The sequence below is a fragment of the Mesorhizobium sp. M0244 genome (assembly GCF_040321795.1).
Classification (GTDB): Bacteria; Pseudomonadota; Alphaproteobacteria; order Rhizobiales; family Rhizobiaceae; genus Mesorhizobium.
The window spans coordinates 98904-110795 of sequence record NZ_JAMYSE010000009.1 but is presented as its reverse complement, the minus strand read 5'-3'; the positions used below and the strand labels follow the sequence as shown (position 1 = coordinate 110795).

10 protein-coding genes are annotated in these 11892 nt (G+C 64.1%); 3 read left to right on the top strand and 7 right to left on the bottom strand.

What is annotated here, in order from left to right; translation table 11 throughout:
• Positions 1-145 precede the first annotated feature (145 nt).
• The 5 genes from NKJ08_RS09835 to hisS form a co-directional block, all read right to left on the bottom strand.
• Positions 146-1249, bottom strand: a complete 1104-nt coding sequence (locus NKJ08_RS09835) for a calcium:cation antiporter (protein WP_352526384.1) — start codon at positions 1247-1249, stop codon at positions 146-148.
• 73 nt (positions 1250-1322) lie between these two features.
• Positions 1323-3089, bottom strand: a complete 1767-nt coding sequence (locus NKJ08_RS09830) for an AMP-binding protein (protein ID WP_352526382.1) — start codon at positions 3087-3089, stop codon at positions 1323-1325.
• A 422-nt stretch (positions 3090-3511) separates the two neighbouring features.
• On the bottom strand, positions 3512-4210 hold the full coding sequence (hisG, locus tag NKJ08_RS09825; RefSeq protein ID WP_352526379.1) for an ATP phosphoribosyltransferase: 699 nt from the start codon (positions 4208-4210) through the stop codon (positions 3512-3514).
• Entirely contained in the window at positions 4207-5325 is a 1119-nt protein-coding gene (locus NKJ08_RS09820) for an ATP phosphoribosyltransferase regulatory subunit (RefSeq protein ID WP_352777817.1), read from the bottom strand. Before NKJ08_RS09820 ends, hisG begins: the two co-directional genes overlap by 4 nt.
• 207 nt (positions 5326-5532) lie before the next feature.
• Entirely contained in the window at positions 5533-7092 is a 1560-nt protein-coding gene (gene hisS / locus NKJ08_RS09815) for a histidine--tRNA ligase (RefSeq protein WP_352526375.1), read from the bottom strand.
• A 209-nt stretch (positions 7093-7301) separates the two neighbouring features.
• On the opposite strand from hisS, the gene NKJ08_RS09810 reads away from it, so the two are divergent.
• The gene (locus NKJ08_RS09810) at positions 7302-7556 is read left to right on the top strand and encodes a hypothetical protein (protein WP_352526373.1); all 255 of its coding nucleotides are present in this window, start codon (positions 7302-7304) and stop codon (positions 7554-7556) included.
• A 169-nt stretch (positions 7557-7725) separates the two neighbouring features.
• Here NKJ08_RS09810 and NKJ08_RS09805 read toward each other — a convergent pair whose 3' ends face one another.
• Positions 7726-8361, bottom strand: a complete 636-nt coding sequence (locus tag NKJ08_RS09805) for a DNA-3-methyladenine glycosylase I (protein WP_352526371.1) — start codon at positions 8359-8361, stop codon at positions 7726-7728.
• Positions 8362-8589: 228 nt separating this feature from the next.
• On the opposite strand from NKJ08_RS09805, the gene NKJ08_RS09800 reads away from it, so the two are divergent.
• Both NKJ08_RS09800 and NKJ08_RS09795 read left to right on the top strand, forming a co-directional pair.
• Positions 8590-9324: a L,D-transpeptidase gene (locus tag NKJ08_RS09800; RefSeq protein ID WP_352526369.1), complete on the top strand. Its 735-nt coding sequence runs from the start codon at positions 8590-8592 to the stop codon at positions 9322-9324.
• Positions 9325-9600: 276 nt separating this feature from the next.
• Positions 9601-10521 (top strand): bifunctional 5,10-methylenetetrahydrofolate dehydrogenase/5,10-methenyltetrahydrofolate cyclohydrolase, encoded by a 921-nt coding sequence (locus tag NKJ08_RS09795; RefSeq protein ID WP_352526368.1) that lies wholly within the window; start codon positions 9601-9603, stop codon positions 10519-10521.
• A 13-nt stretch (positions 10522-10534) separates the two neighbouring features.
• Here NKJ08_RS09795 and glcF read toward each other — a convergent pair whose 3' ends face one another.
• Positions 10535-11866, bottom strand: coding sequence for a glycolate oxidase subunit GlcF (glcF, locus tag NKJ08_RS09790; protein WP_352526366.1), 1332 nt, complete (start codon positions 11864-11866; stop codon positions 10535-10537).
• Positions 11867-11892 lie beyond the last annotated feature (26 nt).

Below are 11892 nucleotides of genomic sequence, written 5' to 3'. Positions count from 1 at the left end.
GCACGGCTTCTGGCTCGGTCCTGTCATTAGCTGTTTCTAACGTCTGGCGGCCTTGTTCTTCTGACGTTGTGCTACATTAATCCATGCATGACAGCGGCGTGTTCGACCGCACATTGAGCGGGCAAGCTCACCTCGCCCCACGCCCTCACGGCACAAATATCAAAAACACATAAGTAAAAAACACCACCAGATGCACCAAGCCGGTCAAGAACGTCGTTCTCTCCGTGCTAAAGCTTACATTGCATATGAAAAGCGCCAGAATCAAAAGCACCGTGTCGGTCGACGGCAGCCCCAGGGTCAGCCCTCTTCCGGTCAGCAGGCTGGCGGCGGCGATTCCCGGTATTGTCAAACCGATTGTGGCGCAAGCCGAACCCATCGCGACATTCAAGCCGCGCTGCAGCTCGTTGTTGAGTGCGGCACGAACCGCTGAAATGGCCTCCGGCATCAAGACCAGCCCGGCGATCATTGCGCCGACAATGGCGTCGGCCTGGGTCACCTGGTAGGCGATGAGCGCATCTTCGACGCTTGCGGCGACTTGCTCGGCCAGCATGACAATGCCGATCAGCCCGATCAGCAGGAGCACGGCGCTGGCGGCGAGGCTTTCGTGAGCGTCGGTTCGCGTCGAAATGCCGTGCGCTTGTCCGTCGATGAAATCGTCCCGGTGGCGGACAGTCTGCGCGAACAGAAAACCGGCATAAAGCAGCACTGAAAGGACGCTGACAAAGCCAAGTTGAGCCGCCGAGAATGTGCCAGGATCCGTGGTTCGCGTGTAGGTCGGCAGAATAAGCGTCATGACGCTGAGCGCGACCAGAACCGCCAGATAGGCGCTGGTCCCCTGGCGGACGATTGCCTGCTTGCGATGACGCCAGCCGCCAAGCGTGAGACACATGCCGACAACGCCGGTGGAGGTGATCATCACCGTCGAGAAGACGGACTCGCGTGCAAGCGTCGGGTTGTTCGCTCCATGCAGCATTATGGAAACGATGATCGACACTTCGATTGCCGTCACCGCAATGGTCAGCACCAACGTGCCGTACGGCTCGCCTACACGCCGAGCCACCGCCTCGGCGTGGTCGAGCACCACGAAAATCGTGGTGAACATGATCGCGCTCGAAAGCGCGCCGATAAATATCCTGGTGCTCAGCGACCCTTCGTCTACCGAGACCCCGCTGGCCTTGACCGCGACAGCCATCGCCAGGGCGGCCAGCGGCATTCCATAGGAAACCGCCGATCGTGCGAAACCACTCATTCAAGCCCCTTTGCAAACCCCGTTTCGCAAGCCCCTTCTGCGAACCCTGCGAAAAGCCTGAAGCGCTGCCCGCTCAAGCCGTCTTCTGCGTTACCAGCCCAAGCTCCGCCACCATGGCCTCGCGCATCAGGAATTTCTGCGGCTTGCCGGTCACCGTCATCGGCAACTCGGTGCGGAAGCGGATGTAGCGCGGGATCTTGAAATGGGCGATCTGGCCGGCGCAGAACGCCTTGATCTCCTGCTCCGTCGTGATCTGGCCCGGCTTGAGCACGATCCAGGCGCAAAGCTCCTCGCCATATTTCGAGTCGGGAATGCCGAACACCTGCACCTCCTTGACCTTGGGGTGGCGATAGAGGAACTCCTCGACCTCGCGCGGATAGACGTTCTCGCCGCCGCGGATAACCATGTCCTTCACCCGGCCGACGATGTTGCAATAGCCCTCTGTATCGATGGTGGCGAGGTCGCCGGTGTGCATCCAGCCGTCGGCGTCGATCGCCTCGCGGGTCTTCTGCTCGTCGTCCCAATAGCCCTTCATCACGGAATAGCCGCGCGTGCAGAGCTCGCCCGGCGCGCCGACCGCAACGGTGGCGCCATCGGCGTCGATGGCCTTGACCTCGACATGAGGATGGACGCGGCCGACGGTCGAGACGCGTTTTTCCAAGGGATCGTCGACGCTGCTCTGGAACGAGACCGGGCTGGTCTCAGTCATGCCATAGGCGATGGTCACCTCAGCCATGTGCATCAGCGACACCACCTTCTTCATCACCTCGATCGGGCATGGCGAGCCGGCCATGATGCCGGTGCGCAGGCTGGAGAGATCGAAGGAGGCGAAATCCGGATGGTCGAGCAGGCCGACGAACATGGTCGGCACGCCGTAAAGCGCGGTGCAGCTTTCCGTCGCTACCGCCTTCAACGTGGCGCCAGCATCGAAGCCCTCGCTGGGGAAAACCATGGTCGCGCCCTTGGTGACGCAGCCCATCGTGCCCATCGACATGCCGAAGCAGTGATAGAGCGGCACCGGGATGCACAGCAGGTCGTCAACGGTGAGCCTGATTGCCGAGGTGACGAAATTGCCGTTGTTGACGATGTTGTTGTGGGTCAGCGTCGCGCCTTTGGGCGCACCTGTTGTGCCGCTGGTGAACTGGATGTTGATGGCGTCGTCCGGTTTCAGCCCTCCGGATATCCGGTCGAGCTTGTCATGCTCGTCGCGCCCGGCCATCGCCAGCACGTCAGCGAAATTGAACATGCCCGCAGAATTCTCCTCGTCCATGCGGATGACGATCTTCAACGCCGGCAGCTTGTTGGCGTCGAGCTTGCCGGGCGCAGCCTTTGCGATCTCCGGCGCCAGCGTCTCAATCATGCCGAGATAGTCAGAACTCTTGAATGTGGCGGCGGTGACCAGCGCCTTGCAGCCGACCTTGTTCAAGGCATATTCCAGTTCGACCAGCCGGTAGGCCGGGTTGATGTTGACCAGGATCAGGCCGATGCGCGCGGTGGCAAATTGCGTCACCAGCCATTCCCAGCGGTTCGGCGACCAGATGCCGACGCGATCGCCTTTCTCGAGGCCGAGCGCCAGGAAGCCGGCGGCGAGGGCATCGACGGTCTCGGACAGTTCGTCCCAGGTAAAGCGCTTGTCCTGATCGACGAAGACGGCGGCATCCAGCGTGCCATATTTGCCGACCGTATCGGCAAACAGCGCCGGGATCGTCAGGTTGAGCAGCGGCACGCTGCGCTCGCCCGAGACATGCGCCGTGCCGTCGACCGGCGCAATGAACGAGCCGCCACTGCGCTTGCCGCGCAGGTTGGTTGCATTCTTCAACTCGTCGAGATTGATCGGCATCGCCGTGTCCTCCGCAGACAGGCCGAGCCTATCAGCCCGGCAGGACGGTGGAAATCCCGTCGATGGTACGGTTGGGAGGTTGGAACGTGAGGGATGGCGCCGAAAATAAAAAACCCGCCTCGGCGGGCGGGTCGTCGGCGCCAATTGGCACCATAGCGAGATTAGTAGCATAGCTGCCGGCACAAAGCAAGAACAACGTTGCTGCGCTTTAGAGAAAATTGCTTCAGGCGCCAGCGGCCAAGCTGCTGATCTCCCCCTTGAGGGGGAGATGGCCGGCAGGCCAGAGGGGGTCGTCTCGCGTGGAGCTCCAGCCTGTTCTGTTCGTTAGGAGAGTCGCGTCAAGACGTACCGACCCCCTCTGTCGCCTTCGGCGACATCTCCCCCTCAAGGCGGGAGATAAGCAGCTTCGCCGACGGCGAAAGCTATCTCTCCACCGATGCCATCCTGGCCGCAATATCGCGCAAAGTCACCTCGTCGGCCGCCGAACGCTGCTTTCTCGAAGCGACGAGACAAGCCTGCGACCGCAGGATAAGGCCGTCGGCCAGCACCTTGAGATGGTTGGCGCGCAGCGTCGAGCCTGACGTGGTGATGTCGACGACGATATCGGCCAATCCGGCCGCCGGCGCGCCTTCGGTGGCGCCGAGGCTCTCGACGATGCGGTAGACCTGGATGCCGTGCTTTTGCGAAAAGAACTGCTGGGTCAGGCGCCAGTATTTGGTGGCGATGCGGAGCCGCCGGCCATGGCGCTGGCGGAAATCGGCGGCGACGTCGTCGAGGTCGGCCATCGTGTCGACGTCGAGCCAGATGTCGGGCACGGCGACGACGACATCGGCATTGCCGAAACCGAGGCGGGCGATGATTTCGGCGCGCGTCTCGCAATCGGCAAGGTTTTCGCGCAACAAATCCTCGCCGGTGATGCCGAGATCGACCGAGCCCTGGCCGATTTCGCTTGATATCTCTGAGGCGGACAGGAACGCTATTTCGACGCCGTCCATGCCTTCGATGCGGGCGCGGTATTTGCGCTCGTCGCCGGGCAGGCTGACGGCGAGCCCGGCCTTGGCCAGCACTTGCAGCGCCTGCTCCTTGAGCCGGCCTTTCGACGGCAGCGCCAGCGTGATCATGGCGCCTTCTCCCGCAGTGCCTCGATGCGGTCGAGCCAGACGGAAAAGCCGACGCCGGGGATCGGTGTTTTTGCGCCGAGCAGCGTCAGCAGCCGGTCGTAGCGGCCGCCGCCGGCCAGCGGCCGGTCGCCGCCCTTCGCCGCGACCTCGAAAACCAGGCCGGTATAGTAATCGAGCGGGCGGCCGAAGGCGGCGTCGTAGCGGATTGTTTTCGCCGGCAGGCCGAGCGCTTCGATTGCCGCGGCGCGTGCCGAAAAATTCTCCAGCGCAGCCCCCAGCGAAAGGCCGGCATCGGCTGCAAAGCTTTCGAGCGCCTGGGCGGCGTTATCGAGCGGCACGTCGATCGCCAGAAAACTCTTCAGCGCCGCAAACGCCTCGTTCGACAGCCGCACGCTGCGCAGCTCGGCCTTCTCGATCAGCCGCCGCGCGATTTCGGACGGCGAACGCCCGGCCGATGCCGACAGCCCGGCCTGTTCCATGCCGCCGGCGATATGGGCCGAAAGAGCTTCCAGATCGCCGTCGAGGACAAGCGCAGCCACCGCGCCTGCCAGCTGGCTGTTGCGCGGCGGATTGGCGAGGTCGGCAAGGGCTGCTTCCAGCATCGGCGCCGAGCCGAAGGCCCGCGCCAGCCGCATGCGCCAGCCGCGCGGCAGGCCAAGCGCTGCAAGCACCGCCTCGAAAATGGTCTGGTCGCCGAGCGTGACCGCCAGTTCCTGGCCGGGCAGCACCAGCGAAAGCAGCGCATGCGCATCGGCCAGCGAACGGGCGTCAGCCTGCGGCGTGTCGCGGTCACCAAGATCCTCGATGCCGGCCTGGAAGAACTCGTTGCCGCCCTCGCGGCGCTGGCGAAACACTTCGCCGAGATAGGAATAGCGGCGCGGCGTACCGGCCTGGCTGGCGATGTGGTCGAGGCAGACCGGAATGGTGAATTCCGGCCGCAGGCAAAGCGTCTGTCCGGTCTCGCTTTCGGTGAGAAAGATGCGGCGCCGCAAATCCTCTCCGGCCATGTCGAGGAAGGGATCGGCCGGCTGCAGCACCGCGACCTCGACGGCATGGGTGTTGCGCGCGGCGAAGAGCTTGGCGATGTCGGATGCGATGGCGGGGCGGGAGGTCATGGCAGGCGCCCTTCCCTTCTCCCCTTGTGGGAGAAGGTGGATTGGCGCGCAGCGCCAAGACGGATGAGGGGTGCTGGAAGAAATGAGGCGTTGGCGTCCCCTGGAACACCCCTCATCCGACCGAGCTTCGCTCGGCCACCGCCCTGGGGCGAGCCACGTGTCTCGCCCCGTCCTTCGGACCCCACAAGGGGAGAAGGGAGCGGCGCCCTACTTGCCACGCGCCGGCTCCCCGGACTGCGCCGCCAGTATCTTCTTCACCTCGGCGACCAGCTCGCTTTCCGCCACCGTCACCTGCGCCGGCCGTGCCGCGCGCCATTCGGCGTTGTCGGCGATCTCGGCCGACATCCGCGCGCCTTCAATCAGGTCCTTGATCTGCACCTCGCGCTTGGCGCGTTCGTCGCCGCCCTGGATGATGGCGACCGGGCTGCCGCGGCGGTCGGCATATTTCAGCTGCGCCTTCATGCCGGCGCCGCCGAGATACATTTCGGAGCGGATGCCGGCGGCGCGCAACTCGGCCACCATCTTCTGGTAGCGGCCGAGGCTTTCGGTGTCCTTGTCCATGGTGAGCACGACGACCGGCGCGATCACATCCGACGTGTCGAGCTTGCCGAGGTTCTTCAGCGCCGTCATCAGGCGCGAGACGCCGATGGAAAAGCCGGTCGCCGGCACCGGCTCGCCACGGAAGCGCGAGACGAGCCCGTCATAGCGGCCGCCGCCGCCGACCGAGCCGAAGCGGACGATTTTTCCCTCTTCATTGGGGATTTCGGCCAGCAGTTCGGCCTCGTAGACCGGGCCGGTGTAATATTCGAGGCCACGGACGACGGAGGGGTCGATGCGGATGCGATCCTCACCGTAGCCGCTTTGGGCGACCATGGTTCTTATCTGCTCCAACTCCGCAAGACCCTCAACAAACGAGGCATTCGTTATGCCCAGATGTTCGAGTTTCCTTTCCTCGACAAGATTGCTGAGCCCTGGGGTGATAGATCCCAGTGTCTGGACAATTTTTTCGGGATCATGCTGCGCCATGACTGTGAAATAGCTGATGACAACGTCGATTTGCGCATTATCCAGCCCGGCGCCCTTGGTGAAATCACCGCTCTCGTCCTTGCGCCCGGCGCCCAAAAGCAGACGAACCCCCCCGACGCCCAGCTTGTCCAGCTTGTCGATCGCCCGCAGCACCTGCAGCCGGCGGCCAGCGTTCTCGTCGCCACCAAGCCCGATCGCCTCCAGCACGCCGTCGAGCACCTTGCGGTTGTTGACGCGGATGACGTAGTCGCCGCGCTTGATCCCCAGCGCCTCCATCACGTCGGCCATCATCATCGCCATCTCGGCATCGGCGGCGACGCCCGGGGTGCCGACCGTGTCGGCGTCGAACTGCATGAACTGGCGGAAGCGGCCGGGGCCGGGCTTCTCGTTGCGGAACACCCAGCCGGAGCGATAGCTGCGATACGGCTTCGGCAGGCGCTCGAAATTTTCGGCAACGAAGCGCGCCATCGGCGCGGTCAGGTCGTAGCGCAGCGACAGCCATTGGTCGTCATCGTCCTGGAACGAGAACACGCCCTCGTTCGGCCGGTCCTGGTCGGGCAGGAATTTGCCCAGCGCATCGGTGTATTCGATCAGCGGCTGATCGACCGGCTCGAAACCGTACAGCTCAAAGACCGAGCGGATCGTCGCCATCATCTTCTCGACGGCACGAATGTCGTCGGCACTGCGGTCGACAAAACCACGCGGCAGCCGCGCTTTCATCTTTTCGGATTTGTCGGCCATGGGATGGGGTACTTTGCTAAAGCAATCGATGACTTATTTCGGGTGGGCGTGTCCTACCGATGCAGCCCGGAGAAGGCAAGCGTTTGCACTTCTTCCTTCTCCCCTCGTCGCGGGAGAAGGCAAGAAGCTGAAACAATTGCGCCATGCGCGCGGCATCGTGCCGACACAATCCGGGCCGATAAGCGCGCCGAAACAAGGGGTTCGGGGCCATGGCCACGCTACAAAAGTTCGACATCATCGATAGCGGCGCACGCGAAGTCCCGGTCCGGCTGCGGCCGGCCGATGGTCATGCGCCGAAGACGACGAAGCAAATCGCAGGACCGTTCGAGATCGCGGCGCAACAGCGCAACGGGCCGACCATGCGCGACGTTCTGATGACCGGCCTGCTGGTCATCTATCCGGTGTTCGCTGCGCTGGCAGCCATCCTCGCCGGGCTTTTCCTGGCCGGCATCGGCGGCGTCTGACAGCGCCTCTTCCTTCTCCCCCCTGTGGGAGAAGGTGGCCGAGCGAAGCTCGGTCGGATGAGGGGTGTTCCAGCGAACGCCAACGCCTCATTCCTTCCAACACCCCTCAACCGTCTCGGCGCTACGCGCCGATCCACCTTCTCCCACAAGGGGAGAAGGCAAGGGGCGCTCACTTCGGCCGCTTGAACGCTTTGCGCTCCGCCTCGACCGGCTCGCGGCAGACGCAGCCCTCGAGATGGTCGTTGACCAGCCCCATGGCCTGCATGAAGGCGTAGACGGTGGTCGGGCCGACAAAGCTCCAGCCGCGCTTCTTCAACTCCTTCGAAATGCGGACCGAGACCGCCGTCGTCGGATTGGCGCGCAGATGGGCGAGATCGACGATCTCGGGCCGCTCGCCTGGGCCGGGCTCGAACTTCCAGAACCATGCGGCCAGCGAGCCGGCCTCGTCGATGAGTTCGCGGGCGCGTTTGGCGTTGTTGATGGTCGAGACGATCTTGCCGCGATGGCGGATGATGCCGGCATTGCCGAGCAGGCGTTCGACATCCTCGTCGGTGAAGGCGGCGATCTTGTCGACATCGAAGCCGGCGAACGCCTCGCGGAAATTGTCGCGCTTGCGCAATATGGTCAGCCAGGACAGGCCCGACTGAAAGCCTTCGAGGCAGATCTTTTCGAACAGCCGGCGATCGTCGGCGACCGGCCGGCCCCATTCGTTGTCGTGGTAGTGCAGATAATCCGGCAGATTGCCGTGCCAGAAGCAGCGGGCGACCCCGTCGGGACCGGCAAGCAGACCTGTCTTTTCATCCATGGCGGAATTCCGTTCGTTGATGTGTCTTGGCGTTAACGCGTTTTGACGCTGTCTTTACCGCGGCTTTACCAGATTCCTGAACCGGGCGGTAACCACACCAAAAGGTTTACTGACAGATCGGCATTTTACGCATTCCGATTCATGTTTCGGTTGCCGCTTCGCGCCCAATGTCCTGGAAATCGGGGAGGCTTTGCGCCCCGGCATGTTCGACGATCAAGGTGCGATCCGATGAAGATATTCCTGTTCCCACTGTTCGGCGCCGCGGCCGTGCTTGCCGCCGGCGCCGCCAATGCCAACGACCGCTATGCCGAGAGGCCCCCGGTGGTGGTCAGCCCCGACCTTTCGGCGCCCTGGGTGCTGCAGCTCGGCCATGCGCCGGGCATCGTTCGGCAGAGCCGGCAAGAGGTGCAGCCGCAACGGCGCTATCAGCGGCAAGCGCAACCCGATCAATTGCGCACGGCAGCGGTGCGGGCGCCGGCCAAGCGCCTGGTCATGCGGCCGCAGATCGATCCCGTCTATTTGCCGCAGCAAGTCGCCTATGACGGCCCGCAGAAGCCGGGCACGATCGTCATCGATACGAGAGAGAATTTCCTCTATCTGGTCGAGAAGAACGGCAAGGCGCGGCGCTATGGCGTCGGCACCGGCAAGCCGGGCTTCGAATGGTCCGGCACCCACAAGATCTCCAACAAGCGGGTCTGGCCGGACTGGCGACCGCCGGCGGTGATGATCGCCCGCGAAGCGGCCAAGGGCCGCTATCTGCCGACCTATCTCGCCGGCGGCATGGAAAACCCGCTCGGCGCGCGCGCGCTCTATCTCGGCTCGACCGAATACCGCATCCATGGCACCAACCAGCCCTGGACGATCGGCGGCGCGGTGTCGTCGGGCTGCATCCGCATGCGCAACGAGGACGTGGTCGATCTTTACGAACGCGTGAATATCGGAACAACGGTGGTGGTGATATAGTTGCCGCGATGAATCATCTGGTCTAGAAAGACATTAGCTTTGGCTTTCTGAGGCCAGATGAATGGACAACGGGGGACGGGCCGTGTGGGGATGCGGCCAGTCACGAAAGGGCAGCGCGGCAAGCCGTGCTGCCCTTTTTGTTTCCGCCAGCGAGAATTGACGGGACGATTTCGCCGGCACGTCGCGCGACGGGCATGGCGGTTCGCTTTTCGCGCTGCCTTTTCGCGGTAACGTTGCTATGTGGCGGCTAAAGTCCCAGACAGAGGCCCTATCTCGATGTCCCTCTCCGATGACAGCCGCTATCTCAGAGGCGGCCCGGTTGCCCAACGCATCATCGCCGGCGTGCGCGAGGACGCGGCGATCGCCACCGCCGAAGGGTTTCCGGCCAAGCTGGTGTCGATCACCGTCGGCGACACCGCGGCGGTCGACGTCTATGTCCGCAACCAGCGCGCCAAGGCCGGGCTGGCCGGCATCGGCTTCGAGGAACGGCGCTTTGGCGCCGACATCACTGCCGGCGAACTGGAAGCGGCGATCCACGGCCTCAATGCCGACCCGCGCGTCACCGGCATCATCATCCAGCGGCCGGTGCCGGTGCACATCCCGATCAAGACGCTGCAGGCGGCTGTGCATCCGCTCAAGGACGTCGAGGGCATGCATCCGGCCTCGATCGGCAACATCGTCTACAACCAGCTCGATCTGGCGCCCTGCACGGCGGCGGCCTCGGTCGAGTTGCTCAAGGAAACCGGGCTCGACCTCAAGGGGCTCGAAGTGGTGGTGGTCGGCCATTCCGAGATCGTCGGCAAGCCGATCGCCTTCCTGCTGATGAGCGAAGGCGCGACGGTGACGGTGTGCCATCACATGACCCGCTCGGTAGCGGCACACGCCCGCCGCGCCGATGCACTGTTCGTCGCCGTCGGCAAGCCGCGGCTGATCAAGGCCGACATGGTCAAGCCGGGTGCTGCCGTCATCGACATCGGCATCAATTCGGAAATCGGGCCGGACGGCGAGGGCCGCATCGTCGGCGACGTCGATGCCGAGAGCGTCAGGCATGTCGCGTCGTGGATCACGCCGGTGCCGGGCGGCGTCGGCCCGATCACCGTGGCGATCCTGCTGCGCAACACCATGGTGGCGCTCAGCCGCCAGCGCGCCCGCTACCAGGCAACCTACGGCACCGCGGACAGGCTGGCGGCGGAGTAAACCAACCGGCGCATCACTCGGCCGCGATAACCGCCCTGTCTTCGGCGACGCCTTCCGGCTTCGACCCGCCATAAGCCCAGTCGAGCAGCTTTATCGTATGCACGACGGGCAGCTTCGCCGCCGAAGCGAGTTGGGTGATGCAGCCGATATTGCCGGTGGCGACGATTTCCGCACCGGTCGCCTCGATATTCCTGACCTTGCGGTCGCGCAGCGTCGCCGAAATCTCGGGCTGCAGGATGTTGTAGGTGCCGGCGGAACCGCAGCACAAATGCCCTTCGCGCGGCTCGCGCACGACGAAGCCGGCTCTGGCCAGAAGCTCCTTCGGCTGGCGGGTGATCTTCTGGCCGTGCTGCATCGAGCAGGCGGAGTGATAGGCGACGACCGTGCCCGGCTTGCGAACCGGCTCGGGCAGCTCGAGGCTCACGAGGTATTCGGTGATGTCCTTGGCCAGCGCCGAGACCCGCGCCGCCTTGTCGGCATAGGCCGGATCGAGGCGCAGCATGAAGCCGTAATCCTTGATGGTGGTGCCGCAGCCGGACGCGGTGATGACGATCGCGTCGAGCCCGCCTTGGTCGATGGCGCGCGTCCAGGCGTCGACGTTCTGCCTGGCCGACGCCAGGGCGGCCTCCTCGCGGCCCATGTGATGCACCAGTGCGCCGCAGCAGCCCTCGCCTTGGGGCACGACAACCTCGACGCCAAGCCGGGTCAGCAGCGAGATCGTGGTGTCGTTGATGCCGGGATCGAGCACCGATTGCGCGCAGCCGGTGAGGATGGCGACGCGGCCATTTTTATTCGTGCCCTGCCCCGCATGGATGCCCAGGGAGGCCATCGGCGATGCGACGGGGATCGACGCCGGGGCGAGCCTGAGCATCGCCGCCAGCGGCTTCAGCGCCGGGATTTTCTCGAACAGCCCGGCAAACGGCTTGCCAAGCCTGGCCAGTTTGAGGGCAGCGCGAAAACGCGAGGGATAAGGCAGCACGAAGGCCAGCATGGCGCGGGTCAGCCGATCGGCCAGCGGACGCTTGTAGGTCTCCTCGATATGGGCGCGGGCGTGGTCGACCAGATGCATGTAGTTGACGCCCGACGGGCAGGTGGTCATGCAGGCGAGACAGGACAGGCAGCGGTCGATATGGGTGACGATCTCCTTGTCTGCCGGACGGCCGTTTTCCAGCATGTCCTTGATCAGGTAGATCCGCCCGCGCGGCGAATCCAGCTCGTTACCGAGCGTCACATAGGTCGGGCAAGTGGCCGTGCAGAAGCCGCAATGCACGCATTTGCGCAGGATCTTTTCCGATTCCGCGACATGCGGATCGGCAAGCTGGGCAAGCGAGAAGGAGGTTTGCACGCCAAAGAGTCCTTACCGTTTGAGCA

Bases quoted from the DNA above. Each gene is read 5' to 3' on its own strand.
- NKJ08_RS09835 (WP_352526384.1), bottom strand. From the start codon at position 1,249: ATGAGTGGTTTCGCACGATCGGCGGTTTCCTATGGAATGCCGCTGGCC.
- NKJ08_RS09830 (WP_352526382.1), bottom strand. From the start codon at position 3,089: ATGCCGATCAATCTCGACGAGTTGAAGAATGCAACCAACCTGCGCGGC.
- hisG (WP_352526379.1), bottom strand. From the start codon at position 4,210: ATGATCACGCTGGCGCTGCCGTCGAAAGGCCGGCTCAAGGAGCAGGCG.
- NKJ08_RS09820 (WP_352777817.1), bottom strand. From the start codon at position 5,325: ATGACCTCCCGCCCCGCCATCGCATCCGACATCGCCAAGCTCTTCGCC.
- hisS (WP_352526375.1), bottom strand. From the start codon at position 7,092: ATGGCCGACAAATCCGAAAAGATGAAAGCGCGGCTGCCGCGTGGTTTT.
- NKJ08_RS09810 (WP_352526373.1), top strand. From the start codon at position 7,302: ATGGCCACGCTACAAAAGTTCGACATCATCGATAGCGGCGCACGCGAA.
- NKJ08_RS09805 (WP_352526371.1), bottom strand. From the start codon at position 8,361: ATGGATGAAAAGACAGGTCTGCTTGCCGGTCCCGACGGGGTCGCCCGC.
- NKJ08_RS09800 (WP_352526369.1), top strand. From the start codon at position 8,590: ATGAAGATATTCCTGTTCCCACTGTTCGGCGCCGCGGCCGTGCTTGCC.
- NKJ08_RS09795 (WP_352526368.1), top strand. From the start codon at position 9,601: ATGTCCCTCTCCGATGACAGCCGCTATCTCAGAGGCGGCCCGGTTGCC.